The 25,953-nt window shown below is 73.8% G+C and carries 22 protein-coding genes; 13 read left to right on the forward strand and 9 right to left on the reverse strand.

Features of this window, described 5'->3' with window-relative positions; all coding sequences use genetic code 11:
- Positions 1-40: 40 nt before the first annotated feature.
- The 4 genes from ACFXG1_RS08280 to ACFXG1_RS08295 all read right to left on the reverse strand — a co-directional run bounded on the left by ACFXG1_RS08280 (position 41) and on the right by ACFXG1_RS08295 (position 4,843).
- Entirely contained in the window at positions 41-1,285 is a 1,245-nt protein-coding gene (locus ACFXG1_RS08280; protein WP_384741701.1) for a hypothetical protein, read from the reverse strand.
- 40 nt (positions 1,286-1,325) lie between these two features.
- Complete coding sequence (locus ACFXG1_RS08285; RefSeq protein WP_384721768.1) at positions 1,326-1,634, reverse strand: chaplin family protein; 309 nt, start codon at positions 1,632-1,634, stop codon at positions 1,326-1,328.
- A gap of 955 nt (positions 1,635-2,589) precedes the next feature.
- Positions 2,590-3,984, reverse strand: a complete 1,395-nt coding sequence (locus ACFXG1_RS08290) for a hypothetical protein (RefSeq protein ID WP_384720317.1) — start codon at positions 3,982-3,984, stop codon at positions 2,590-2,592.
- Positions 3,985-4,261: 277 nt separating this feature from the next.
- Positions 4,262-4,843: a TetR/AcrR family transcriptional regulator gene (locus ACFXG1_RS08295; RefSeq protein ID WP_384720320.1), complete on the reverse strand. Its 582-nt coding sequence runs from the start codon at positions 4,841-4,843 to the stop codon at positions 4,262-4,264.
- A 112-nt stretch (positions 4,844-4,955) separates the two neighbouring features.
- On the opposite strand from ACFXG1_RS08295, the gene ACFXG1_RS08300 reads away from it, so the two are divergent.
- Positions 4,956-5,342: a DUF4267 domain-containing protein gene (locus ACFXG1_RS08300; RefSeq protein WP_384720323.1), complete on the forward strand. Its 387-nt coding sequence runs from the start codon at positions 4,956-4,958 to the stop codon at positions 5,340-5,342.
- Between the two features lie 840 nt (positions 5,343-6,182).
- Complete coding sequence (kdpB, locus tag ACFXG1_RS08305) at positions 6,183-8,345, forward strand: potassium-transporting ATPase subunit KdpB (RefSeq protein ID WP_384741704.1); 2,163 nt, start codon at positions 6,183-6,185, stop codon at positions 8,343-8,345.
- 54 nt (positions 8,346-8,399) lie between these two features.
- Here the strand turns inward: kdpB and ACFXG1_RS08310 are convergent, their stop codons facing one another.
- Both ACFXG1_RS08310 and ACFXG1_RS08315 read right to left on the reverse strand, forming a co-directional pair.
- A complete protein-coding gene (locus tag ACFXG1_RS08310; protein WP_384741706.1) occupies positions 8,400-9,668 on the reverse strand; it encodes a cytochrome P450 in 1,269 nt (422 codons plus the stop codon).
- Positions 9,669-9,793: 125 nt separating this feature from the next.
- Entirely contained in the window at positions 9,794-10,273 is a 480-nt protein-coding gene (locus tag ACFXG1_RS08315) for a carboxymuconolactone decarboxylase family protein (protein WP_384717969.1), read from the reverse strand.
- A gap of 184 nt (positions 10,274-10,457) precedes the next feature.
- On the opposite strand from ACFXG1_RS08315, the gene ACFXG1_RS08320 reads away from it, so the two are divergent.
- A complete protein-coding gene (locus tag ACFXG1_RS08320; protein ID WP_384717967.1) occupies positions 10,458-11,390 on the forward strand; it encodes an RNA polymerase sigma-70 factor in 933 nt (310 codons plus the stop codon).
- A 39-nt stretch (positions 11,391-11,429) separates the two neighbouring features.
- On the opposite strand, the gene ACFXG1_RS08325 is transcribed toward ACFXG1_RS08320, so the two are convergent.
- Positions 11,430-11,909, reverse strand: a complete 480-nt coding sequence (locus ACFXG1_RS08325; protein ID WP_384717965.1) for a CGNR zinc finger domain-containing protein — start codon at positions 11,907-11,909, stop codon at positions 11,430-11,432.
- A 105-nt stretch (positions 11,910-12,014) separates the two neighbouring features.
- On the opposite strand from ACFXG1_RS08325, the gene ACFXG1_RS08330 reads away from it, so the two are divergent.
- The 6 genes from ACFXG1_RS08330 (at position 12,015) to ACFXG1_RS08355 (ending at position 17,032) form a co-directional block, all read left to right on the forward strand.
- A complete protein-coding gene (locus ACFXG1_RS08330; protein WP_384717963.1) occupies positions 12,015-12,929 on the forward strand; it encodes an alpha/beta fold hydrolase in 915 nt (304 codons plus the stop codon).
- Positions 12,930-13,331: 402 nt separating this feature from the next.
- On the forward strand, positions 13,332-14,318 hold the full coding sequence (gene dhaK, locus ACFXG1_RS08335) for a dihydroxyacetone kinase subunit DhaK (protein WP_384717971.1): 987 nt from the start codon (positions 13,332-13,334) through the stop codon (positions 14,316-14,318).
- A 79-nt stretch (positions 14,319-14,397) separates the two neighbouring features.
- Entirely contained in the window at positions 14,398-15,006 is a 609-nt protein-coding gene (gene dhaL, locus ACFXG1_RS08340; RefSeq protein ID WP_384717961.1) for a dihydroxyacetone kinase subunit DhaL, read from the forward strand.
- Positions 15,003-15,431: a PTS-dependent dihydroxyacetone kinase phosphotransferase subunit DhaM gene (locus tag ACFXG1_RS08345; protein WP_384741709.1), complete on the forward strand. Its 429-nt coding sequence runs from the start codon at positions 15,003-15,005 to the stop codon at positions 15,429-15,431. The genes dhaL and ACFXG1_RS08345 overlap by 4 nt, the downstream gene beginning before the upstream one ends.
- Positions 15,432-15,606: 175 nt before the next feature.
- Positions 15,607-16,326 (forward strand): hypothetical protein, encoded by a 720-nt coding sequence (locus ACFXG1_RS08350; RefSeq protein WP_384741711.1) that lies wholly within the window; start codon positions 15,607-15,609, stop codon positions 16,324-16,326.
- Between the two features lie 16 nt (positions 16,327-16,342).
- On the forward strand, positions 16,343-17,032 hold the full coding sequence (locus tag ACFXG1_RS08355) for a class F sortase (RefSeq protein WP_384713150.1): 690 nt from the start codon (positions 16,343-16,345) through the stop codon (positions 17,030-17,032).
- Between the two features lie 52 nt (positions 17,033-17,084).
- On the opposite strand, the gene ACFXG1_RS08360 is transcribed toward ACFXG1_RS08355, so the two are convergent.
- Entirely contained in the window at positions 17,085-20,465 is a 3,381-nt protein-coding gene (locus tag ACFXG1_RS08360; RefSeq protein ID WP_384741713.1) for an ATP-binding protein, read from the reverse strand.
- Between the two features lie 471 nt (positions 20,466-20,936).
- Between ACFXG1_RS08360 and ACFXG1_RS08365 the strand changes: the two genes are divergently transcribed.
- The 4 genes from ACFXG1_RS08365 (at position 20,937) to ACFXG1_RS08380 (ending at position 24,477) form a co-directional block, all read left to right on the forward strand.
- Positions 20,937-21,152: a hypothetical protein gene (locus ACFXG1_RS08365; RefSeq protein WP_384721517.1), complete on the forward strand. Its 216-nt coding sequence runs from the start codon at positions 20,937-20,939 to the stop codon at positions 21,150-21,152.
- A 117-nt stretch (positions 21,153-21,269) separates the two neighbouring features.
- On the forward strand, positions 21,270-21,785 hold the full coding sequence (locus ACFXG1_RS08370) for an SRPBCC family protein (RefSeq protein ID WP_384741715.1): 516 nt from the start codon (positions 21,270-21,272) through the stop codon (positions 21,783-21,785).
- Between the two features lie 157 nt (positions 21,786-21,942).
- On the forward strand, positions 21,943-22,725 hold the full coding sequence (gene nagB / locus ACFXG1_RS08375) for a glucosamine-6-phosphate deaminase (protein ID WP_384721522.1): 783 nt from the start codon (positions 21,943-21,945) through the stop codon (positions 22,723-22,725).
- Positions 22,726-22,971: 246 nt separating this feature from the next.
- The gene (locus ACFXG1_RS08380; RefSeq protein WP_384741717.1) at positions 22,972-24,477 is read left to right on the forward strand and encodes a globin domain-containing protein; all 1,506 of its coding nucleotides are present in this window, start codon (positions 22,972-22,974) and stop codon (positions 24,475-24,477) included.
- On the opposite strand, the gene ACFXG1_RS08385 is transcribed toward ACFXG1_RS08380, so the two are convergent.
- Positions 24,449-25,843, reverse strand: a complete 1,395-nt coding sequence (locus tag ACFXG1_RS08385) for an NADP-dependent succinic semialdehyde dehydrogenase (protein ID WP_384741719.1) — start codon at positions 25,841-25,843, stop codon at positions 24,449-24,451. The genes ACFXG1_RS08380 and ACFXG1_RS08385 overlap by 29 nt on opposite strands.
- Positions 25,844-25,953 lie beyond the last annotated feature (110 nt).

The raw sequence follows: 25,953 nt of genomic DNA on the forward strand, positions 1-25,953 counted from the left end.
CCCCGCATCGCGCACCGGAACGGCGGCCTGCGGCCGCCGGTCATGGGACGGGAGGGCGTTCGGTGAGCAGAAGGCTCTCGTACGTGTGGTGGTGGCGGGTGGTCGTGCGGTGGTGGAGCAGGGTAGCGGCGCGTTCGGGTTCGCCCGCGTCGACCAGGGCGCGGGCCAGGGTGTCCTGGATGATCTCGCGCTCCACGCGTACGCCGCCGATCCGTTCCGCCTTCTCGCCCAGGGCGTTCAGCAGGCCGACGGCCGCGCGGGGGCGGCCCGCGGTGATATGGGCGAGGGCGCGGACGACGGGGGCGAGGACATCGCGGTAGTCGGGGCGGTCGTCGGCGGCGGCCCGGCGGGCCAGTGCGTCCAGGTCGTCGGTCGCGGCCTCCACCGCCAGGGCGAGGGCGAGGTTGAAGGTGTGGAAGATCTCCGCCGTGCCGCCCGGTTCGGCGAGGAGTTCCCGTACGTGTGCCGGGTCGCTGCGGCCGGCGGGGTCCTGGCCGACGAGGAGCAGCCGCCAGTTCGTCGCGGCGCGCATGCCGACGTCCGTACGCGACAGTGCCGTGTCCGCCCTGCGGCGTGCTTCGGGGAAGTCGCCGCAGGCGATGGACTGGAGGGCGGCGTGCCAGTTCAGATGACGTACTTGGACGGCCTGCGGATCCACCGCGAGCCACTCGTCGAGGAAGGCGACGGAAACGGGTCCCGTCCCCAGCTCGTGCCCGGCATGGGCGAGGGCGTGGGCGGCCACGCCCGACCGGGGATGCAGGTCGAGGGCGTGTTCGGCCAGGTCGTACGCCTCGCGTACACGGCCCTGTTCGGCCCGGGTCACGGCCAGCCAGCCCGTCCAGGGCCAGTTGTCGGGACCGGCGAGCGCGGCGTGCTCCTCCACGAGGGCGTCGCCGTACGCGCGGTAGGCGGCGTCCTCGCAGGAGGGGAAGGCGCCCAGCAGGAGCCCGGCCGTCTCGTCGGCGGGCCAGCGGGCGAAATGGGCCATCAGATGATCGGCCGTCATCCGGTACTGCCGGTGCGTATGGAGGAACACCCCGTACACCAGGCTGGTCTCGCGCTCGCCCTCGGCCGCGGCGTACCGGTAGGCGATCGCCAGCTCCTCCTTGAGCGTGGCGTCGTCGAGCCGGTCGGCGGTCATCAGCAGCAGCAGCGCCCGTGCCGTGCCGCACTCCGGCTCGGCGGCCACCCACTGTCGCAGCAGGGGCAGCACCCGCCCGCCGAGGGCGAGGAGCTCCGTCACGGCCCGGTCCCGTACCGGCGCCTCCCGCGTCGCCGCCGTCATCGCCGGCCGTCCGGGCTCCGCTCCCCCGGTCCTCGCGTCGTCATACGCTCGGCCGGATCAGGGCGGTGCAGACGATGCCGCTGTTGCCGCACTGGTTGCGGGTCAGGCTCAGCGGCAGCCCTGCCTGGTTGCCGCTGCCCACCCCGCTCCCGGCGACCGTGGCGCCCGCGGAGCGGGCGTCGCCCCCGTTGGCACAGGTGTTGCCGAAGGCCGCGTTCCCGACGCCGATGATGCTCGCGTGGGCGGCTCCGGCCGGCAGGAGCGCGGCACCGGCCACCGCGCCGAGCACCGCGGCCCTCGCACCCCTGCGTCCCGAAAAGCCGCCCCTGCCCCGCATGACCTCGCCCATGGATCTCTCCTCGTCCGTTCGGGGGCCGCGCCCCGTCCACCGGTACCGGCCCGCCCTGACCGGACCCACCGCACCACGGTCAACGAGGGGGCACAGCCCGCGACACGCGACGCCGGCGGGGAGCGCGTTCGCGGCCCGAAGCACTCGGGCGCGCTGGCGGATCCGACGACGGGTGGACGTGCGCCCGCGCGGGTCCGGGGACGTACCAGCGATGGAATTCGACCGCGGCGCATATGCGGAAGCGGGTGAGCACCTGCCGTACGCGGGCGTGGCCCGGGGGCGGGGCGGAAGAATCGCGCCCGGCTCACGAGGAACTGCGCCGGATCGCGCACATCGTGGTCGGCGATATCACCCGCCACGGCCGAGAAGCCGTACACCTCGATATTTCCCGGAACGGCATGGCACGGCCGATCCGCTGATAGGCCGTCACCACCGTGTTCGAAACGTGTCGAACGGGGATTCCACCACGACGAACTCCTCGCCCGCAGGTTTCCGGGCCGTATGGAACGCCCCGGGGCGATGGGAATCCTGGTGCCGAGGCCCGCCCGGGTCACGTCCGCCGCCCGCCCCGGGACCCCCGGCGACCGCCGTTCGAAGAATGGATTATCCATTCCTCTCCCCTATTCCTCAGGGTAGGGAAGGCACCCTGCCCGACGCATGTCGTTACCCCTACGGCCCAGTCATGAATCGGTTCTTCAGGTGCTCTTCCCTTTCCCTTCCGGAAAGGTGAGTGCAGGCACCAAGATCCGCGCGCTAGAAATCGGGCATGGATGATCCTTTTGCGTTCAGCCCGCTGGGAGCGGCGGAGAAACCCTGCGGTGGCGCCGGAGACACCGGCAGGGGGACGGAGTGCCCCGCCGGGTGCGACGTACCGTGCGACTGGCTCAGGCACCACCGCGCCGACCGGCCACCCGGAGCGGGAGGTGGTGAGCCGGACCCGGGCGACGACGGTCCGTCAGACCGGGCCCCGGCCCCCTGAAGGCCCGGTCTTCGCCCTTGGCGCGGCTCGTGCCCGGTGGAGGACCGCCGCGGCCTGCGGCTGGCGCCGGAAGCCGTGCAGGGACTCGCGCAGATGCCAAAGGGCCCGGTCCGCCGGGGCGAGGCGCAGGTACGGATAGTGGTCGAGGAAGGCGTGCCAGTGGTGGCACGACTCCTCCAGGCGGCCCAGGGGCAGCAGGGTCGCGGCGAGCCGGGCATGGGTCAGCGCGCCGGCCCGGTGCCGGTCGGCGGGTCGGGCGGCGACCGAGGCCGCGAGGGCGTGTACGGCCAGGACCGAGTCCCCGAGCGCGTGCAGGGCCAGACCCCGCTGGAAGTCGAGGCCGGGGCGGGGATAGGAGGTGAAAGGGCCGGGAGGGCTCGTCGCCCGCTCGTGCCGTGCCTCGGCGGTCACCAGGTCGCGGACGGCCTGCCGGCGCTGCCGGGTGTAGGCGCAGGTGACGGCGCGCTGGCTGAGCAGGAAGGCGAGGGTGGCGGGGTCGGTGGAGGGCCCCGCGGTCCGCACGGCGGTGTCGGCGAGCTGCCATGCCTGCTGGTGGAGTCCCAGGTGCAGCGCCTGGAGGCTCATGGCGCGCAGGGTGATCGCGTAGAGACGGCAGTCGTCCGCCTCACGAGCCAGGCCGAGGGCGACGGTGAAGTAGCGCTGGGCGAGACCGGGATGTCCGGCGTCCATGGTCATCCGGGCCAGCTGGTGGGTGAGCTGCGCCGTGGCCGTGAGGAGTTCCCGGCGGCTGGCGGACCCGGCGGACGCGACCAGGAGGCGGCTGATGTCGTCGCCGAGATAGGCGATCAGGGCGGAACGCGCGTGCGCGCCGCCGTGCCGGTCCATGAGGTCCGCGAAGAGCCGGGACATCTCCCGCAGCATCCCGATGTCCTCGGCCGTCACCCGGGTCCTCGTACCGCGCGATCGCGCGCGTCCGGCGCGCCGGGGCTCGCGGACGGGCGGGACGCCCGCGTCGGCGGGCAGGGTGTACACGGAGTCGACCAGCGGTACGCGGCGTACGGGATCGACGTCCGCGCGGATCAGGACGGTCAGCCGGTGCACGGCGTCGTCCGGCTCGGTACCGACCGTGGGCGCCGGTTCCCCGAGGGTCCGCCGGGGCCGGGCGAGACCGGTGTCCCCCGCGGCGACCAGGCGCCCGAGGCGGCGGCTGAAGGCCGCGGCGACCAGATCGGGGACGGGCGGCCGGGGACGGGAGCCGGTCAGCCAGTGGGCGATCGAGGTCCGGTCGTAGCGCAGGACCAGACCCTCCAGCCTGCCGCCTTCGTTGACCGCCCGCGCCAGCTCGGCCGCGTTCCAGTCGGCCTCGCGGAGCAGGGCGGCGAGGCTTCGGTTGGGCTGACTGCGTGCCATGGCGCCACCCCCGGGAATCGGCCTCGTCCCGGTGCCGGACCGTCCCGGCACGGGCGATGTCTCGGTACACGGTGCGCGGCCCGGGGCCCGGACCGTGTCCGGTGGATTTCGCCGGGCCCACGGGGCCATCGGGGTGGTACCCCGATCCCGAGATCACCACCCCGTCCTTCGGGGGCCGCTGTCGGCGGGGAGGGTCCCCGGCGCGCTCCCCGGCCGTCGCGGTCTCCGGCGGCGGTCCTCGCCGCCGTCCGATCGCCCGGTCGCGGGGTCTCGCCGGTTACCCGCTCGGGGCGATCCCCTCGATGAGCAGGTCCAGCCGGGTGCTCTCGCCGTGTGCCGGTACGCGGCCGGTCGCGGACAGGGCGGAGATCCCGTGCAGGGCGGCCCACAGCAGTTCGGCCCGCGCCTCGCGTTCCGCGGTCTCCTCGGGGAACGCCGCCACGATGGCGTCGAAGGCGGTGCGCAGCGCCGTGGGCGTTTCCTCACTGGCGAACTTCAACCGTGTGGGCATCACGAACATCGCCCGGTAGAGAGCCGGGTGCTCGACGGCGAAGCGCAAGTAGGCCTGGCACACGGCGCGCAGACCGCGCCGCGACCCGCGCCCCCGGGCGGCGGTCCTTGCGTGGCTCAGCAACTCCGCCAGCTCGGCGAAGCCCTGCTCGGCGACGGCCGCGACCATGGCGTCCTTGCCCTTGAAGTGGCTGTAGAGCACCGGCTGGCTGTACTCCACGCGCTCGGCGAGGCGGCGGGTGGTGACCGCCTCCCAGCCCTCGGCCTCGGCCAGTTCGCGCGCCACGGCGAGGATCAGGCGGTGGCGCTCGGCACGCTCCCGCTCGCGACGGTCCCGGGTGATCGACATGAGATCGATCCTAGCATTGCTAGACATTCGGCCGACGCTACATCTAGCATCGCTAGAAGAAGGAGCGGCGCTCGATAGAGGGTCGGTGCCGCGAGGGAGGGGAGCATTCGCCATGCCTGTCGTCGCCACCACAGCCGCCACGGTCATCACTTGGGCGACCGCCGTCGGGATCATGGTCATCGGCGCCCGCTGTCTGTGGGCTCCGCGAGCCGCCGCGGACTTCGGCATCCCCGGCACCCGTACCGACGATCCGAATTTCCGCGCCTGGCTCTCCGTCAAGGCCGTCCGCGACATCGGCTCCGGACTCTTCCTGCTGATCGTGCTGCTCGGCGGCGGCACCCGGCTGCACGGCTGGATGATGCTGGCCGGCTCGTCGATAGCGCTGGGCGACGCGCTCATCACCAAGCTGAGCGGCGGCCCCGCCACGGCGTACTACGGCATCCACGGCTGCACCGCCGCGGTCATGGCCGCCGCCGGTGCCGTACTGCTGCTGTCCTGACCGCGGCCACCGGCGGGAGCGCTCCCGTATCGATCCCCGGAGCCGCGAGCCGCCCCCACCACGTACGTCCGCGTACGGGCACGAGGGAGCCCGATAGCCTGTGCGACCCGGCGGACTGCCGAGTGATCGAGGTGAGGCGGTCGGGCCACTGCGGTTCGGTATGTCCCACGACGACGTGACCGCGGCGGTCGCGGACGTACTGAGGATTTCCTCCACTCATGGCGACCGGAACGGCACCGCGGTGAGTTCGGAGTTCGACATCCTCGGCGCGCCGAGCGCGCCCGCGCTGACGACCTACTACGACACCGGCCGCCTGGCGTGCGCGGCACGTCGTTCTGAGCAGGCCGGTACTGGTGGCCTCCGCCTGGGCCGAACGCTGCTGCGACACCGCCGAAGGCCCCCTGCCCGCCGAGGAGTGGCGGGGCCGCGCCTGGTGACGCGGCTGTCATCCGGCGGGCGCGGGCTCGGCGAGCCGCGGCCGGGGTCCGCACCCGCACTCCCCCCTCGGTGCCCGTGCGCAGGTTTGACGGTCCTCTGACGCGCATCGTGCCGCTCTTGGCGGGTGTTTGACGCCCGGGAGCGGTCCCTGTCAGGGGGCCGTCAATTCCCTGACGGGTCGGCCGTCCGGCCGGACCACCGGGCCTAGAGTCCCCTTCGGCCGCTCCGGAAAGCACCCGTCAGTGGCATGACGGCAGCCGACGCTCCCCTCCGGTCGGACACCTGGCGGTTCTTCCCCGCCGGCCTTCCGCGTGCGGTCGCGCTGTCACCGCTCCCCCGGTGACAGCGCGGCCGGAGCGGCCCTCCACACCCTCCGTACCGGACCATCAGAAGGTCGCCGCGATGTCTCCAGCCACTCGTCAGAAGGCTCCGACCGCCTCCCGGGCCCGCGTACCCGGAGGTGGAGGCGGCGGTGGGCGGGCCGCCCGGCGGCGGGGGGCGAGCGGTCTCTTCGATCCCGTGCAGTTGCTGACGTCGTTCCCCGACGCCCTGCACAAGTTGCGGCCACGGGCGCTGGCGAGGAACCCGGTGCTGTTCGTCGTCGCGTCCGGGGCGCTGCTCACGACCCTTTCCGCGCTGTTCCACCCTTCCGTCTTCGCCTGGGTGATCAGTGTCTGGCTCTGGCTGACCGTGATCTTCGCCAATCTCGCGGAGGCCGTCGCGGAGGGCCGGGGGAAGGCGCAGGCGGAATCCCTGCGCCGGGCGCGTACGGACACCGTCGCGGTCCGGCTGCGCGACAACTGGCGTATCGGTACGCAGATCGCCTCCGCGGTGACGGAGACCGTCGCCGCCACCGATCTCCAGCCCTTCGACTTCGTCGTCGTGGAGGCCGGTGCGCTGATCCCCGCCGACGGCGAGGTCGTGGACGGTGTCGCGGCGGTCGACGAATCAGCCGTCACGGGCGAATCCGCGCCCGTCATCCGGGAGTCGGGCGGCGACCGGACCGGAGTGGTCGGCGGGACCACCGTGCTCTCCGACCGAATCGTCGTACGGGTCACCGCGCGCCCGGGCCGGTCCTTCCTGGACCGGATGATCGACCTGATCGAAGGCGCGTCCCGGCAGAAGACCCCGAACGAACTCGCGCTCAACATACTGCTCGCCGCCCTGACCTGCGTCTTCGTCCTTGTGGTCCTGGCCCTTCAGCCCATGGCCGCCTATGCGGGTGCCACCCAGTCCACGACGGTCCTCGTCGCTCTGCTGGTGACACTGATCCCGACGACCATCGGGGCGCTGCTCTCGGCCATCGGCATCGCGGGCATGGACCGGCTGGTGCAACGCAATGTCCTCGCCATGTCGGGCCGGGCCGTCGAGGCGGCCGGTGACATCAGCACCCTCCTGCTCGACAAGACGGGCACCATCACCCTCGGCAACCGTGAGGCGGCCGGCTTCGTCCCGCTGCCCGGTGTCGACGAGCTGTCCCTGGCCACGGCGGCCCAGTTCGCCTCCTTCGCCGACGAAACCCCCGAGGGCCGGTCCGTCGTCGTTCTCGCCGCACGGAAGTACGGGCTGGGAGAGCCCGTCGACGGGGAACTGAGCCGGGCCCGGTTCGTACGGTTCAGCGCGCGGACCAGGATGAGCGGGGTCGATCTGTGGTGGAGTGACGAGACCGCCTGCCGGATCCGCAAGGGCGCGGCGGCGGAGGTGGCCGAGTGGGTACGGATGCGGGGCGGCACCGTCCCCGCCGAGGCCCGGTGGTTCTCCGACACCATCGCCGCGTCCGGTGGCACGCCTCTGCTGGTGGCCGTCGACGACAGGGACGGACCGCGCGTCCTCGGCGCCGTCCATCTCAAGGACGTGGTGAAGGACGGCGTCCGGGAGCGGTTCGCGGAGCTGCGCCGGATGGGTATCCGTACGGTCATGGTCACGGGCGACAACCCGCTGACCGCCCGCGCCATCGCGCGGGAGGCCGGAGTCGACGACTTCCTCGCCGAGGCCACCCCCGAGGACAAGCTCGCCCTCATCAGGAGGGAACAGGAGGGGGGCAGGCTCGTGGCGATGACCGGCGACGGCACCAACGACGCGCCCGCCCTCGCCCAGGCCGACGTCGGTGTCGCGATGAACACCGGCACCTCCGCCGCCAAGGAGGCCGGGAACATGGTGGACCTCGACTCCAGCCCCACCAAACTCGTCGAGATCGTCGAGATCGGCAAACAGCTCCTCATCACCCGAGGAGCCCTCACCACCTTCTCGATCACGAACGACGTCGCCAAGTACTTCGCGATCATCCCCGCCATGTTCACCGGGACCTACCCGGGCCTGGAGGCGCTCAACATCATGGGCCTGCACAGCCCGACGTCCGCCATCACCTCGGCGATCATCTTCAACGCCCTGATCATCGTCGTACTGATCCCGCTCGCGCTACGGGGTGTGCGCTACACCCCCGCCTCGGCTCATGACCTCCTGCTCCGCAATCTGACGGTGTACGGCCTCGGCGGCCTCGTCCTGCCCTTCGTCGGCATCAAACTGATCGACCTGGCCGTCTCCACGGTTCCCGGCCTGCGCTGACCGGCGCGCCGGTGGGCGCGCGCCGGTGACGCGGGCCGGTTGCGCGGGCCGGGGTCAGCCGTTGTCCGCGGTGTCCACGGTGGACACCGCGGACACTTCCAGGACGCAGTGCCGCAGCTCGTAACTCCCGATGGCCTCCTGGTAGCCGATCGTCGGCGGGCTCGCCATCCGCACTCCGGGCAGGGCGAACAGACGACTGAGGAAGACATCCGTCTCCAGGAGGGCGATATGCAGCCCCGGGCACTTGTGCGGGCCGTCGCCGAAGGCCAGCCCCGGCGCACCGGCGTCCTTCATGGCGCGTCCCGGGCGCAGGCACCGCGGTCGTGCCCCGACGGTCCTTTCGTCGATGTTGGTGTGATCGACCAGGATGTCGATCCGGTCGCCGGCCGGGACGGTCAGCATCCCGCCGTCGGCGCCGGGCAGGTCGAGTGGTTCGGTGGTGCGTCGGCTGAGGCGGCCCACGACCGGTTCGAGCCGCAGGATCTCCCCGAGCACCGCGAGCCTGCCCGGCTCGTCCGCCGCCCGGTAGTGCGCCAGCAGACCGGCGTCGGAGAAGAGGTGCCAGGCCGCCGCGCCGATGAACTCGCGGGTGGTGACCATGCCCGCCGCGGCGAAGGTGAGGCACTCGCCGAGGATCTCCGCGTTCGAGCAGCCGTCGTCGATGAGGTGGGAGATGAGATCGTCCCGCCGGGCGCGGCGGCGGGCCCGTACCGCCGGGCGCACATCGCCGACGTACACCCGCAGCCAATTGGTGTTCTGCCGCAGTGCCCAGTAGATGCCGCGCGGACTCGTCAGTCCCGGGGTGCCGAACCGTTCCGGGAAGAAGCGCTCCAGCCGTTCCTCGATACCGGGCCTGCTGTCCGTCAGGCCGATGACCGCGCAGGCCACCTCGATCGCGATATCGAAGCCGAGATCGGAGAGCCGCGCCCGCCCGTCGGCCCGGAGCCGGTCGATCCGGGCCTCGGCGACCCGGACCATGACTTCGCGGTAGTGCTCGTCGACGCGGCGCGGGGTGAAGAACCGCGCGGTCTGACGGCGGTGTTCGCGATGTTCGGGGCCGTTCCGGTAGAGGACCGGCCGCCGGACGCGCTTCGGCAGCTTCGACACCGTTTCGACCCCGAGCCCGGCCTGCACCGTCGACGTACTGCGCAGCACGGCACGCGCCTCGCCGAACCCGCGCACCTCCCACACCCCGTCAGCGCCCCGTACGACGGGACACTCCGCCGCCGCCGTGTCGCGCTCGATCCTGCGGAACCCGAATCCCCGGTCCGCCCCGGTCCCGGCCTCGGCCTCGTCGGGGAACCCACCGGACTCACCACCCATCGGCGCCACCTCCCCCCTTCCTTCTGCCCGAAGTCCACGCCGGGCATCCACCCACCCGGCCGCGCCCACACCCACGGACTCCGTCCTCCGTCGGCGCGTCGGGGGCGGCCGCGGTCCGCCTCCGGTCAGCCCGACGTGCCGGCGAGTGCGCCGGGCTCGTACGAGCCCCCCGGGTTGTGCACGATCACGTTCATACGGGTCGCCGCGTTGATCAGGGACACCAGACAGACCAGCGCGCCGACCTGGTCGTCGTCGTAGTGCTCGCGTACCTCGGCCCAGGTCTCGTCGGACACTCCGTGGTCACCGAGCCGGGTGCCCTCCTCGGCGAGCGCCAGCGCGGCCCGTTCGGCCCCGGTGAACACGGTGCTGTGCCGCCAGGCGGCGACCAAGTCGACCCGGAGCGCGGTCTCACCGGCGGCCGCGGCCTCCTTGGTGTGGACGTCGACGCAGAAGCCGCAGCCGTTGATCTGGCCGACCCGCAGCGCCACCAGTTCCCGCAAGGTCTTCGGCAGTGTCGACCCTTCCAGGACCAACGAGGTGTTGTAGAAGCGCCTGGCGACCTTCGCGGCGGTGGGGCTGTCGAACAGGCTGAAACGAGATTCCATGACGTCGTCCTCACTCGTGGTGTCTGCCGGCATCGGCACCGGACGACCACAAGACGCCGGCCGCCCGATCCCCGTGACGACGCGGAGGTGTGGCGTCCGTCACCGTTCGCGGGTGTCACAAAGCGGCGGCGGCCGGCGTCTGGTGCACATACGGCAGTCGAGAGTCAACGGACAGGAGACGGCGATGGACGACCGGACCACGAGCGACGGGGCGAGGGACATATCCGGGCCGGTCGGTCGTGGCGACGGCATGGACAGCGTCACCCGGCCGTTCGTCGCCCACCGCAATCTGCTGTTCACCGTCGCCTACGAGATGCTCGGCTCGGCCGCCGACGCCGAGGACGTCCTCCAGGAGACCTGGCTGCGATGGGCGGCCGTGGATCCCGGCACCGTGCGGGATCAGCGCGCGTACCTGGTCCGGATCACCACCCGGCAGGCGCTGAGCCATCTGCGCACACTCGGTCGGCGCAAGGAGTCCTACGTCGGTCCCTGGCTGCCCGAGCCTCTGCTGACCACGCCCGACGTGGCCGAGGACGTCGAGCTGGCCGACAGTGTCTCGATGGCGATGCTGCTGGTGCTGGAGACCCTCGCGCCGACCGAGCGGGCGGTGTTCGTGCTGCGCGAGGTGTTCGACCTCGGATACGACGAGATCGCCGCGGCCGTCGGCAAGAGCCGGGCCACGGTACGCCAGATCGCCCACCGCGCACGGGCCCATGTCGCCGCGCGCCGACCACGGGGGACCCCGTCGGCAGCCGAGACGCGCAGCGCCGTCGAGGCGTTCCGGCAGGCGGTCGAAACGGGCGACCTGCAACGCCTGCTCGGACTTCTCGCCCCGGACGTCGTCCTGCTGACCGACGGCGGCGGAGTCGTGCGGGCCGCACTGGCGCCCGTCGTCGGGGCCGACCGAGTGGCCCGGGTGCTGGGCGGGATCGCCGGCGTGATGTCACTGCGTCCGGCGCAGATCAACGGTGACCCGGCGCTGATCGTCCGGCTGGGCGGCGAGATCGACACCGTCATGGCGATGCGTATCGACGACGGCCTCGTCACCGGGCTCTACGCCGTGCGCAATCCCGAGAAGTTCTCGCATCTGGAGCGGGAGACCACCCTGCGCCGCTGAAGCCCGAAGAAGACCCGTCCCAACCGGGCCCGGGGCGGGTCAGCGGGTGCGTTCGTAGTGGCGGCGCGCCTTCTCGCGGTTGCCGCAGACGGCCATCGAGCACCAGCGGGCGCGGTTGGCGCGGCTGCGGTCGAGGAGGAACAGCCGGCACGCGGTGTTGGCGCAGGGGCGCAGCCGGCCGGGCATCCGTTCCTCGGTGGCGGCCCAGGCGAGGACCGTCTCGACGGCCAGCCGGGCGTGCGGCGGAGTCCCGAGGGTCCACCGGATGCCGTCCGAGGTGATCTCCGGGGTCCGGTGGACCCCTTCGAGTAGCGGGCCCAGCACGGCGGGCGGCCTTTCTCCGCACACGACGTCCCGCAGGAGGTCCCGCGCCGCGCGCAGGAGCGCCAGTTCCGCGAGGCTGCCGTCGCCGCCGTGCTCCCGCGCCCAGCGCCTGCCGTCGGCCGGGTCGCCGAGTGCGTCCCGTTCCTCGCCGTCGACGAGTGGCCTGCTGTTGAGCAGGTCCAGCAGCGCGTCCACAGACCACCCCTCTCTCTAACCGGATGAAGTCACTTGACAGGTTAGCGCCTCCTGCGCTTAGCATGGCGGAGGACTAACCGTATTGAACGTTCAAAGGGGTTAGATATGAGCTCGGTGCACTACCGGACCGCCACCGTCGACGGCCACCGGATCTTCTACCGCGAGGCCGGCCCCGCCGACGCTCCCGCGATCGTCCTGCTGCACGGCTATCCGACCAGCTCGTTCATGTTCCGCGAACTCATCCCGCTGCTCGCCGACAGGTACCACGTCATCGCGCCGGACCACCTCGGCTTCGGCCACTCCGACGCCCCCCTCGCGACCGAGTTCGACTACACCTTCGACGCCCTCGCCGACCTCACCTCCGGACTCCTCGACCAGCTGGGCCTGGACCGCTACGCCCTCTACGTCCAGGACTACGGCGCCCCCATCGGGTGGCGCCTCGCCCTCAAGCACCCCGAACGGATCTCCGCCGTCGTCACCCAGAACGGCAACGGCTACGAGGAAGGCTTCGTCGAGTCGTTCTGGAACGGCCTGTGGGCCTACGGGGCGAACCCCGGCCCCGACACCGAACCCGCCGTCCGCACCGCGCTGAGCCACGACGCCATCCGCTGGCAGTACCTCCACGGCGTACCCGACCCGAGCCTGGTCAGCCCGGACACCTGGGAGCACGACGTCGCCCTCGTCTCCCGCGAGGGCAACGACGAGATCCAGCTCGCGCTGTTCCGCGACTACCGGAACAACCGCCCGCTCTACCCGCTGCTGCACGAATTCCTGCGCACCAGCAAGGTCCCGGTGCTCGCCGTGTGGGGTCGCAACGACGAGATCTTCGGCCCGGAAGGCGCCCGCGCCTTCGCCCGTGACGCCGAGGACGCGGAGGTACACCTGATCAACGGCGGCCACTTCCTCCTGGAGAGCCACCTGGACGTCGTCGCCGGCTACCTCCGCGGCTTCCTCGGACGAGTTCTGGACGATCATCGAGACGGCGCGCGGCGGTGGACAAGCCCTTCGGCGGGGCGTTGACGGACGTCCCGGCCGAACTGCCGCCGGAGCGCTTTCTCGATGATCACCGGCACATAAGGGCGTCGCCCGTCCGGGCGACCTCGTCCTCCTCGCCGCCCGAGGGGCTCCTCTCCCCCCACGACCCGCGCCCTGCCGCCCGACAGCGCGTCGCACGGGCGAGGGGCACCACCGGGTAAGGCGGGCCTGGTATGGGTCCAAGTGTTCGCGTCCGGGAACCCGAGCCCGACGGCGCACCCTGACATATCATCAGGAAAGTCGGCGTCAGGTCGGCGGGAGTTCCGCCGGAACCGGCCCGGGACCGCCGCGGACCGTCACGATCACTCATTGGACATACAAGCCCTGACCTGCAAGAACACAACGCATAGGCCCGCCTGCCCAGCTGCCGAGGAGATACCGTTGAGGATGTTGATCAACGTTCCCGAGACCGTCGTCGCCGACGCCCTGCGCGGGATGGCCGCCGCTCATCCCGAACTGACCGTGGATGTGGAGAACCGGGTGATCGTCCGGCGGGACGCGCCGGTGGCCGGGAAGGTGGGGCTGGTGTCCGGGGGCGGGTCCGGGCACGAGCCGCTGCACGGCGGGTTCGTGGGGCCGGGGATGCTCTCCGCCGCTTGCCCCGGCGAGGTATTCACGAGCCCGGTTCCGGACCAGATGGTCCGGGCCGCCGTCGCCGTGGACAGTGGGGAGGGGGTGCTGTTCGTGGTCAAGAACTACACGGGGGACGTCCTCAACTTCGAGATGGCCGCCGAGCTGGCCGAGGACGAGGGCGTACGGCTGGCGAGAGTACTGGTCGACGACGATGTGGCGGTGACGGACAGTCTCTATACGGCGGGGCGGCGGGGTACGGGGGCGACGCTCTTCGTGGAGAAGATCGCGGGGGCCGCCGCCGAGGAGGGTGCTCCGTTGGAGCGGGTGGCGGAGATCGCCCGGCGGGTGAACGAGGTGTCGCGCAGTTTCGGGGTGGCCCTCAGCTCCGTGACCACTCCCGCGAAGGGCAGCCCCACCTTCGAGCTGCCGTCCGGGGAGCTGGAGCTGGGGATCGGGATCCACGGCGAGCCGGGGCGGGAGCGGCGGGCGATGATGACGTCCGGGGAGATCGCCGACTTCGTGGTGGACGCCCTCGTGACGGACCGGCGGCCGACCGGTCCGGTGCTGTTGCTGGTCAACGGCATGGGCGCGACTCCGCTGCTGGAGCTGTACGGCTTCAACGCGGAGGTGCACCGGGCGCTCAAGGAGCGGGGGGTGTCCGTGGCCCGTACCCTCGTCGGAAACTATGTGACGTCCCTGGACATGGCGGGCTGCTCGGTGACGCTGTGCCAGGCCGACGAGGAACTGGTACGGCTCTGGGACGCGCCCGTGCGGACCCCGGCGCTGCGCTGGGGCGGCTGAGGCGAGCCCCCGGGCCGTACCGCCGCCCGAGACCGACTTCGTACGTACGAACGAACGACCATCGCACCCGGGAGGGCCTGTGCTCGACGCCGAATTCTTCCGCCGCTGGCTCACCGACGCCGCAGGCCTGGTCGACCGGGAGGCCGGGCGGCTCACGGAGCTGGACTCGGCGATCGGGGACGCCGATCACGGGGCGAATCTCCAGCGGGGGTTCGCGGCGGTGACACAGGTACTGGCGGACGAGGCCCCGGCGACGCCGGGCGCCGTCCTGGTCACCGCCGGGAAGGCGCTGATCTCGAAGGTCGGGGGCGCGTCCGGGCCGCTGTACGGCACCCTGCTGCGGCGTACGGGCAAGGCCCTGGGCGACGCGGCCGAGGTCACGCCCGGCGAGTTCGCGGCGGCGCTGGGCGCCGGGGTCGCGGCGGTGGCGGCGCTCGGCGGGGCGAAGGCCGGGGACAAGACCATGCTGGACGCGCTGGAACCGGCCGTCGCCGCACTCGGGGACTCGACCGACACCTTCGCGGCGGCCCGGGACGCCGCCGAGCGGGGCGCGCTGGACACCGTACCGCTGCTCGCCCGCAAGGGCCGGGCCAGCTATCTGGGGGAACGGAGCATCGGGCACGAGGACCCGGGCGCCGCGTCGTCCGCGCTGCTGCTGGCCGCGCTCGCCGGGGCGGTGCGGCGGTGACCGCGGCACCGGGGACCGGGGCGACGGGCCCTGTCGGGATCGTGCTCGTCTCGCACAGCGGGCCGGTCGCCCGGGCGTCGGCCGAACTGGCGGTGGCGCTGGCGGGCGCGGGCCCGGACGCGCCGGTCGCGGCGGCGGGCGGCACCCCCGACGGCGGGCTCGGGACGAGTTCCGAGCTGATCGCCGAGGCGGCGGCGGCGGTGGACCGGGGCGCGGGCGTCGCCGTCCTGGTGGATCTGGGCAGCGCAGTCCTGACGGTGAAGGCGATGCTCGCCGAGGGCGACGAACTGCCACCGGACACCCGACTGGTCGACGCGCCGTTCCTGGAGGGCGCGATCGCCGCCGTGGTGACGGCGGCGGCCGGGGGCGATCTGGCCTCGGTGGAGGCGGCCGCCGGGGAGGCGTACGGCTACCGCAAGGCGTAGCCGGTCGTCGGAGGCGGGCGGCCGGTTCCGTCGTCGCACCGGCGACGGGGTGACGGGGCGACGGGGTGACGGGCCCGACCGTTCGGCGGCGCAACGGTGGCGAGGGCCCCCGCGGGCTCCTAGCGTCGGTCGCGATGGGGTGTTCGCCCCCTCGTTCCCGTCGGAAGACTTGACCATGCGTGCCATACGACTCGCGTCGCTCACCGCCCTCGTCACCGCCGCCGGAATCGTGGTCGCGTTCCCGGCCGTCGCCGTCGCTCCGCCCGCGCCGGACGCCGTCACCTCGTTCGGGTTCACCGTCACCCCGGAGAGCGTCGAGCCCGGTGGCACGGTGACCCTGCGGGCGACCGAGTGTCAGGCGCCGTCCGTGACCGCGTCGTCGGACGCCTTCGCACCGGTCACCCTGACGGAGAGTCTGCCCGCCACCGCGAAGGTCGACCCGGACGCCCGGCCCGGTGCCGCGTACGACGTCACCTTCGACTGCCAGGGCGAACGGGGCACGGCGCGGCTCCTGATCGACGCGAAGGCCGCGGGTGCCGCGGCCGGGGACACCAGGGCCGGGGACACCAGGGCCGCCGACCCGGTCGAGGATCCGCTCGCCGACCCGTTGGACGAACCGCTGGACGAACCGCTGGACGTCCCTTCGGCGCAGGACACCGAGGCCCACGACACGGCCGGTACCGGTACCGAGGCCCACGACACGACCGGCACCGCCGCCGACCGCTCGGATCCGGCGCTCAAGCCGGACGGCGGGGTGCGCGCCGGCGCGGGCGGCAGTCTGCCGGAGTCCGGCACCGAACGGATCGCCGCCGGTTCCGCCCTGGTCGCGGGTGCCGCCGCGGGCGGGATCGTCCTCTTCGCGGTACGCCGCCGGCGCGCCGCGACCCGCGGCTGAGGCGCCGTACAGCATCGTGTCCGCCGTCCCGCCGCCCGCTCCCCCGCCGGTCCATCGCCCTCCCCGCCACGGATCGTGGTGCGCGCTGCTGTGCGTCCTGCTGCTGGGGGTGTTCCTGGTGCGGACGGGAGCGGGGGCGAGCAGTCCGGGTCCTGGCCGCACGGCGGCCGACGGTCCGCCGCGTCCCGCGCCGTCCGCGGCTCCGGTCCGGGCCGCCGCCGATGTCCCCCCGGTGGCACCCGACCCGCTGCCCCACTCCCCGCCCCGCCGCGTCGTCGCCCCGACCACGCGCGTGGACGCCCCCGTACGGAGCGTCGGACTGGACCGGGACGGTGCCATCGCGCCTCCTCCCCCGGACGACGCCGATCCGGCGGGCTGGTGGCGGGGATCGGTGTCGCCGGGCGAACGCGGTACGTCCGTCCTGGTCGGCCATGTCGATACGGCACGGGGTCCGGCGGTCTTCTACTCGCTCGGCGCCCTCGGGCCGGGTGACCGGGTGGAGGTGGTCCGCGAGGACGGCCGTACCGCCGTGTTCACCGTGTACGGGACCGAGTCGCTGCCCCGCGACGGCTTTCCCGCCGAACGGGTGTACGCGGACGCCCCGGTGCCCGAGCTGCGGCTGATCACCTGCGGGGGCCGCTGGTCGGCGGAGACCGGCTACGAGGAGAACGTGGTGGTCTTCGCCCGGCTGACCGCCGACCGCTGACCACCGACGGCCGACGCTTGACCGCCGACGGCCGACCGCCGACCGCCGACGTTCAGATCAGGCCGACCGCGTCGGGGATCTCCAGTCCGGCTCCCTCCCGGTACGCCCGCCGCCACCCGCAGTCGCCCAGGGCCGCCAGGGCCGCGTCACCGGCCGCGCGGCGCGTCCGGTCCTCGTCGTGGAAGGGCTGGAACCCCGCGCCCCCGCCGTCCGGGTGCCGTCCCGACGCGTCGTAGACGGCGAGCAGCCGGGCCGCGTCGGCCGCGTCTCCCAGATGCGCCATCGCCCACGCCGCGCAGAGGAACTGGTCCACCGTCTGCCGGGTGGCGAAGTGGCCGAGGCCATCGAAGCGCCGGATCGCGCCCCGGACCCGGGCGCGGGCGCGGCCGTACTCCCCGTCCAGGCAGTCGAGCCAGGCGCGCATCCCCGCGATCACGCCCCGGAACAGCCCGGACGCCTCGGTACTCAGCTCCCGGTCCATCGCGTCGAGTTCGGCGCGGGCGAGGCCGGTGCGCCCGGTGCCGCCGTAGTGGCGGGCGAGCAGCATATGGGGCACACCGAGGTAGTCGGCTTCTCCGGCGCCCCGGCCGGACTCCCGGGCGGCGCGCAGCAGTTCCCGTTCGGCGGCCTCGCGCTCGGCGTCGTCGGTGGCCGTGCGCAGCCGCAGGAAGACGAGCCGCGCCTGGTAGACGGCGGTCTGGGTGGGCGAGCCGTTCAGGGCGAAGACGCGCAGGGCCTCGGTGTAGTCGACGGCCGCCTCCTCGTACCGTCCGTACCACTCGTGGTGCTCGCCGCGGGCCGCGTACGACTCGGCGATCCCCCAGTCGTCCCCGGTCGACTCGAACAGCGCGAGGGCCAGGTCCGCGTCCCCGCCGGGACGCGGGGCCAGGGGGGAGGCGGTGGGTCCCGGCGTCCTGGGGTCGTGTCCCCGCAGCCGGGCCCGGGTCAGCAGGACGAAGGCCAGGTCCCAGTCGTCCACCACGCCCCGGGCGTGGTGCTCCTCGCACTCGCCGACGATCGCGTCGGCGGTCTCGTCGAGCCCGGGGTAGCCGCCGGTGATCAGCCGGCAGAAGTACCACATGGCGGCGGGCTGGCGGGACAGCTGCGGCAGTCCCGGCCGGTAGGCGGCGACGATCCTCCGGAGCCGGTCGGCGGCCTCGGGCCGGTTCACCGCCATACCGTCCGCGCCTCCGGCGGCGAGCGCCGTGAGGTGGACACCGCGCCGGGCCTCCCACCGGACGGGGTCGGACCAGGGCGGCGGGGTGGCGGTGCAGCGCGCGGGCATCGGCTCCGCGGGCCGTACGGGGTCCGCGAAGGGATCGGGGCCGAGCCCGGCGACGGCCGCGGCCCAGACCCGGGCGTCGCCGGCGTGGGACCGCAACTGCCAGTACCAGCCGAGGGCGAGGACGAGGCAGAGGCCCTCCTGCTCCTCTCGGTGGTCGACGGCGGTACGCAGCGCCGCCCGGAAGTTGCCCAGTTCGGTGTCGAACCGCGCGAGCCCGGCCGCGCCTTCGCCGCCCCGCAGACCGGGTTCGCCGACGCGGGCGAGTTCGCGGTAGGCGCGCAGATGGCGGCGTTCGGTCGCACCGCGCTCACCGGCGGCGTCGAGGCGTTCGGCGGCGTACTCGGCGACGGTCTCCAGCAGGCGGTACCGCATACCCGCGCCGTCCTGGTCCCCGGGCGCCGCCACGACCAGGGACTTGTCGACCAGGGCAGCGAGGGCCGCGAGCACATCGGGGCCGCCGGTGCCACCGGTACCGGTCGCGTCCCGTCCGCAGACGGCCTCGGCCTCGGGCAGGTCGCAGCCGCCGGCGAAGACGGAGAGACGGCGCAGGACGGTGCGTTCGGCGTGGTCGAGGAGGTCCCAGGACCAGTCGACGACGGCGCGCAGGGTCTGCTGTCTGGGCAGTACGGTACGGGCTCCGCCGGTCAGCAGCCGGAACCGGTCGTCGAGCCGGTCCGCGATCTGGCGCGGGGTCAGCATCCGCAGCCGGGCCGCCGCCAGCTCGATCGCCAGCGGCAACCCGTCGAGACGCCGGCAGATCTCCGCACACGCCTCCCCGTCCACCCCCGGAACGAACCCCGGCACCGCCGCCGCACCCCGCTCCCCCAGCAACCGCAGCGCCGCCCCCGGCGCCAGCGGACCCACCGGCCGCACCACCTCCCCCGGCACCCCCAACGGCTCCCTACTCGTCGCCAGCACCGACACCCCCGCACACCCCTCCAGCACCCGCTCCACCACCACAGCCGCCGCCCCCACCACATGCTCACAGTTGTCGAGGACGAGGAGGAGCCTGCGCTGCCTGAGGTGGTCGACGAGCCGGGTGAGCCGGGCGGCGGGCGGGGCGGAGGGATGCGGCGGTATCGCCGGCTCGCGGACGCCGAGCGCCGTGAGGACGGCGTCGGCCACGGCGGCCTCGTCACGGACCGGGGCGAGTTCGGCGAGCCATACGCCGTCCGGGTAGTCGGTGGGGTCCGTGCCGTCGGCGGCCTCGACGGCGAGACGTGTCTTGCCCGCGCCGCCGGGGCCGGTGAGGGTCACCAGCCGCCGGGCGGCCAGGGCCGCCGCCACGTCGCCGAGGTCGTCGCCGCGGCCGACGAAGGAGGTGAGCCGGGCGGGGATGTTGCCCCGCGCGGGCGGGCGGTGCGCTGCGGCCGGGGCGTCGCCTCGGGTGGTACGGGGCGCGGAGCCACCGGTCAGGAGGGCGGCGTGCAGGGCGCGCAGTTCCGGTCCCGGGCCGGTGCCGAGCCGGTCGGCGAGCCGGACCCGTACCTCCTCGTACGCGGCGAGCGCCTCGGCTTCGCGGCCGGTCTCGGCGAGGGCTCGGATACGCAGCGCGTGCGCGGGTTCGTCGAGGGGCGCCGCGGCGGTGAGCGCGGCCAGATCGGGGAGGACCGCGGCGGCGCGGCCGAGTGCGACGGCGGCGGTCGCGGCGCCGAGCCGGGCCTCGGTACGGCGGCGGGAGGCGCGGACGGCGAGGGGGTAGGTCGCCCCGTCCGGGAGGTCGGCCAGCGGCGGGCCCTGCCAGAGGGCGAGGGCCTCGTCGAGGAGTCGGGCGGCGTCGGCCGGGCGGGCGCCCTCCAGGGCGGCGAGGCCCTCGGCGGTGAGGCGTTCGAACCGGAACACGTCGACGGCGTCGCGCTCGACGGCCAGCCGGTATCCGCCGGGGGCGAGTTCGACGGCATCCCGTCCCAGCACCCGTCGCAGGCGTCCCACCAGGGCCTGCAGGGCGGCGAGCCCGCCGCCGTCGCCGTCGGGTGTCCGGCCGCCCTCACCCCGTACCCGCTCCGCCAGCTCCCCGGGCGCCACGGCCCGGCCGCCCGCGGCGGCGAGCGCGGTCAGCAGGGCCCGCAGCCGGGGCCCGCCGAGCACCGCTTCGGTGCCGTCGCCGAGGACCGCGCGGGCGGGGCCGAGTACGTGGTAGCGGAGCATCACCGGCCCATTCTGCCCGCCGCGGGACGCCGCGGGCTCCGGGGCCGCGCGGCCGTTCGTCGGGCGCCGCCCGCGGACGGCCCGGGGCTGCGGCCGGTCCGCCGGGGACAGGGCGTCCTGAGCACCGTGCCGGGCCCGGCAGGGCGTCGGACCCGGGCGATGGGGCGGTTCGGGCCGGCCGGGAGTCCCCCCGTGATCGGGTGGCCCGGGCGCGCCTCGCCGTACTCCCGCACGATGCTCATGACCCGGCCGGGCGGACGACGTTCCCCGCGTGGCCACGGTCGGCGGCCCGGTGAAGGAGCCCGAGCGGATCGGCACCCCGGGTGGTGCTGTTCGCACCCGGGGCCTGGTGCGGGATCCGGCTGGATCAGGGTGTCGGAGGGTCCCCGGGGCCGCCGGGCCGGGATACCCCCGGGCCGGTACCGGCCCGGGGTGGGCGGCGATGTCGGACCCGTGGGGGAGACTGGTCCCATGGTCGCTCGTCGTCGCTCGTGTCCCGTCTGCCGTCGTGAGATCGCCGTCGTCGCGGGCCGGTTCGCCCGGCACGACCCGGCCGCGTCCCGTACCGGCGCCGAGCTGGTGTCGTGCCCCGGGTCGCGGCTGGTCGCGCCGTACGAGTCGGCGCTTCAGCCGTCGCTCGACGGGGTGGCGGTGCCGGTGTTCCCGGGCCAGCTCCCGCTGTTCTGACCCGCTGCTCTCACCCGCTGTTCAGACCCGCTGTTCAGACCCGTGGAGGGGCGCTGTCCGGGGCCGTTGTCAGTGGCGGGTCCTAGCGTGGGGGCACCCCAGTGAAGGAGCAGAGTCATGGCATCTCCCGTTCCCACCGGCCGGTTGCTGACGGACGGCGACGGCGGCACGGCGCTCGTGCTGGCCCGGACCCTCGCCGCCGCGCCGGACGAGGTCTGGGCACATCTGACGGAATCCGCGCGTACGGCGCTCTGGTACGGGCCGTGGCGGGGCGAGCCGGGCCCCGGGGCAGTGGTGGAGGTGCGGACGGCCTTCGAGGAGGGGGACGGCTGGAGTCCCTTCACCATCGAGGTGTGCGAGCCGCCGCGGCGGCTGCTGGTGACGGCGGGGACGGACGCCGCGGCGTGGCGGCTGGAGGCGTCGCTTTCGTCGGGGGGCGGGCGGACCGCGGTGGAGCTGCGCCACCATCTGCCCGGGGGGCCGGTGACGGGCCTCGGTGAGATCGGCCCCGGCTGGGAGTACTACCTGGACATGTTCACGGCCTCGTTCGCCGGTGTGCCGCTGCCCGTCTTCGCGACGTACTACCCGGCCCTGCGGGGGTACTACGAGGAGCTGGCGCGCTCCGGCGGCTGAGAACCGGACCGGCGGCATCCCGTTTCCATGGTCACGATGACCTGGTGGCTTTCCCGCCGGGATACGCGACAGCACGCCCTCCCACCCGGTAGATTGGTCTACACCATTGCGCAGACCGACTGCCACCCAGCGTGCGCACACACAGACAGGGACTTCCGTGGAAGTTGTCATCGTTCCGGATGCCGCCGCCGGCGGCGAACTCATCGCCGAAGCCATGGCCGCCCTGCTGCGGCGCAAGCCCGAGGCCCTGCTGGGCGTCGCCACCGGTTCCACGCCGCTGCCCGTCTACCAGGCGCTGTCCGCCAAGGTCCGGGCGGGCGAGGTGGAGGTGTCCGGGGCCCGGATATGTCAGCTGGACGAGTACGTCGGCCTTCCGGCGGGGCACCCCGAGTCCTACCGTTCGGTGGTGCTGCGGGAGGTCGTGGAGCCGCTGGGGCTGCCCGAGGCGTCCTTCATGGGCCCCGACGGTGCCGCCGACGACGTGGCCGCCGCCTGTGCCGCCTACGACCTGGCGCTGACCGAGGCGGGCGGGGTGGACCTCCAGCTCCTCGGTATCGGCACCGACGGTCACATCGGCTTCAACGAGCCCTGCTCGTCGCTGGCGTCCCGGACCCGGATCAAGACGCTCACCGAGCAGACCCGCAAGGACAACGCGCGCTTCTTCGACCACATCGACGAGGTGCCCCACCATGTGATCACCCAGGGCATCGGCACCATCCTCGACGCCCGCCACCTCGTGCTCCTGGCGACCGGCGAGGCCAAGGCCGACGCCGTGGCCCTCGCCGTCGAGGGGCCGCTGTCGGCCCTGGTGCCGGCCTCGGCGCTCCAGCTCCACCCGCATGCCACGATCGTGGCCGACGAGGCGGCGGCGTCCCGCCTCAAGCTGGGCGACTACTTCCGTGCCACCTACGCGGCCAAGCCCGCGTGGCAGGGGATCTGATCCACCCCGTCGGGGCCGGTTGCGGCCACCGACCGGTTCCCGTCGGTCCGCCGCGGGAACCGGTCGGCTTCGGCGCGTAACCGACTTGACGTACCGGTGGGCCGCCGGGTGTATCGATTTCGTCCCGGCCAAAACAAATCCAGCGTTCAACGGCCCTTCTCGGCCCGAGGGTTGATACGGTGCGCTGGCCCGGCGCCGCCCGCGCGCGCCGGGCGGCGTACGACGTGCGGCCCCGGGGGGAACCACATGGACGACGACAACGCCGGGCCCGGCGACCGGTCCGGAACACCCGAGGTACCGCCCGGCCCACCAGGCCCGCCCGGCCGGGGCACGACCGTCGCGACCGGCGGCGAGGGCGATATCGCCGCGGTCCGGACGAGTCTGGAGCGCGTCAGGCGCCGGGCCGGACATGTGATCCGGTACTTCTACGCGCATTTGTTCAGCCGCCATCCCCATCTGCGCGCCCTGTTCCCCGAGGTGATGGACGATCAGTACGAGCGGATGTTCTCCGCCCTCGTCCATGTCGTGGACCATCTGTCGCATCCCGGTCTGCCCGCCCGGCTGGAGCGGCTCGGCCGCGACCACCGCAGGTTCGGGGTCGCCGACGCCGACTATCCGGCGGTGGGGGCGAGTCTCGTCGCCGCCCTGCGGCACCACTCCCAGGCCACCTGGGACCCGCGGACCGAGGCCGCCTGGCTGCGGACGTACGAGGGGATCGCCCTGCACATGGCGGCCGGGGCGCGCCGCTCCGCCGCCGCCCGGGAGCCCGCGTACTGGGAGGCGACGGTCCTCACCCACCGGCTGCACGGCGATCACACGGCCGTGATCCGGGCCGCCGTCCGGACCCCGTACCCCTGGCTGCCGGGGCAGTACGCGACCGTCGAGCACCAGGATCTGCCCGGGGTGTGGCGGCCCTACTCGCTGGCGGGTGTGGCCCGGCCGACCCCCGCGGGCGCCGCCGAGCGGGAGCGCGTCCTCGAGTTCCATATCGGCCGGGTCCCGGGCGGGCGGCTCAGCCGGGTGCTGTGCGACGCGACCCGGCCGGGGCACCGCCTGCGGCTGGGCCCGGCGTCGGGTTCGGCGCTCGCCCCGCCGCCGGGCACCCCCACCGTCACCCTGATCGCCGCCGGGACGGGCTGGGCGCCCGTCAAGCCGGTCCTCGCCGAGCTGCTGCGGCGCCGTCCGGCGCCGCGCGTCCGGGTGGACGCGGTCGCCAGCGGCGAGGCCCACTTCTACGACGGGGCGTTCCTCGACGGGCTGCTGCGCGACCGGCCGTGGCTGAGCGCGTACTGGTGGTACGAGGAGCGGGGCGAGGGACTGATCCGGGCCGCCGAACGGCTCCACGAGCATCTGCGGGCCCGCCGGGACTGGCCGGGTGAGAGCGTCTACCTCTGCGGGCCCGCGGGGTTCGTCCAGGAGACGGCCGATCTGCTCTTCGCCTGCGGGCTGCCGCAGGGGTCCCTGATCCGCGACCCCCAGCCGTTACCGGCCGGGCGGCGGGGCCATGTCTCGCACGCGGAGGCCTGCCTCGACGCGCCGTCGGTGCGATGGATCGACCCGGACGCCCGGCTCCGGCCGTTCACGGCCGCCGACGGGGCGGCTCCCGATGACGGGCCCGCGCGCCAGGACCCCGCTCCCTCGCCGGCGCGGGCCGCCGCGCCCGCTCCGTCCCCCGGCGCGCTCCCCGCTCCCGCCCCCGGCGCGCCGCCCGGCCGGACCGGGGTCAGGGGCGGCCGTACCAGACCGTGGTGACCTCGCAGAATTCGCGGATGCCCTGGCCGGACAGCTCACGGCCGTAGCCGGAGCGCTTGACTCCGCCGAAGGGGAAGGCCGGATGGGAGGCCGTCATCCCGTTGAAGAACACCCCACCGGCCTCGATCCCCCGGACGCAGCGGGCCATCTCCCGCTCGTCGCGGCTCCAGACGTTGGAGCTGAGCCCGAACGGCGTGTCGTTGGCGAGGGCGATCGCCTCGTCCAGATCGGCCGCCCGGTAGACGGTGGCGACCGGCCCGAAGGTCTCCTCGCGGTGGATCCGCATCGCCGGGCCGACGCCGGTGAGCACGGTCGGTTCGTAGAACCAGCCGCGGTCGGCTCCCGGCGGGCGGGCCCCGCCGCACAGGGCCCGGGCGCCGAGGGCCAGGGCGTCGGCGACGAGCTCCTCCAGATCGGCCCGGCCCCGTTCGGTGGCGACCGGCCCGACGTCGGTCGTCTCCGCCATGGGGTCGCCGACGACAAGACCGCGCATCCCGTCGGCGAACCGTTCGCAGAACGCGTCGTGGACGGCGGCGTGGACGATGAACCGCTTGGCCGCGATGCACGACTGGCCGTTGTTCTGCACCCGGGCGGTGACGGCGGTCTCCACGGCCCGGGTGAGGTCCGCGGACGGCAGGACCAGGAAGGGATCGCTGCCGCCCAGTTCCAGGACGGTCTTCTTCACCTCGTCGCCCGCGACGGCGGCGACGGCCCGCCCGGCCGGTTCACTGCCGGTGAGGGTGGCGGCGGCCACCCGGGGGTCGCGCAGCACGCCCTCGACGGCGTCCGATCCGATCAGCAGGGTCTGGAAGCAGCCCGCGGGCCAGCCGGCGCGCCGGAACAGCTCCTCCAGGTACAGGGCCGTCCGGGGCACGTTGGATGCGTGTTTGAGCAGGGCCGTGTTGCCCGCCATCAGGGCCGGCGCGGCGAACCGTACGACCTGCCACAGGGGGAAGTTCCACGGCATCACCGCGAGGACGGTTCCCACCGGCCGGTACCGGACGACGACGCGCGCCGCGCCGGAGTCGGCGACGTCGGTCGGGTCCGGGTGCTCGTCGGCGAGGAGTCCCTCGGCCCGGGCCGCGTACCACCGCATGGTCCGCGCGCACTTCGCCGCCTCGGCCCTCGCCTGGGTCAGCGGCTTGCCCATCTCGGTGGTCATGGTGCGGGCGATGTGCTCGGCGTCCTCCTCCAGGAGTCCGGCGGTACGCAGCATCAGCCGGGCCCGGTCGGCGAAGCCGGTGGAGCGCTGGCCGACGAACGCCTCGTGGGCAAGGGCGAGCCGCTCCTCGATCTCCCCGGGCCCCATCGGCTCGAAGGTGCCGAGCGTCTCCCCGGTGGCGGGGTTCACCGTGGCGATGGGCATGGCGTCGTCCTCCTGGGTGCTGCGGGGGCGGTGGCCGGCGCGCGTCCGGCACGGGTCGGGGGTGGGCGCGCCGTACGGGTACCCCGCGGGCGCCCTTCGACCCTCGCCCG

Origin of the sequence: Streptomyces sp. NPDC059248 (assembly GCF_042753905.1) — a bacterium.
In the GTDB taxonomy this organism is placed as follows: domain Bacteria; phylum Actinomycetota; class Actinomycetes; order Streptomycetales; family Streptomycetaceae; genus Streptomyces.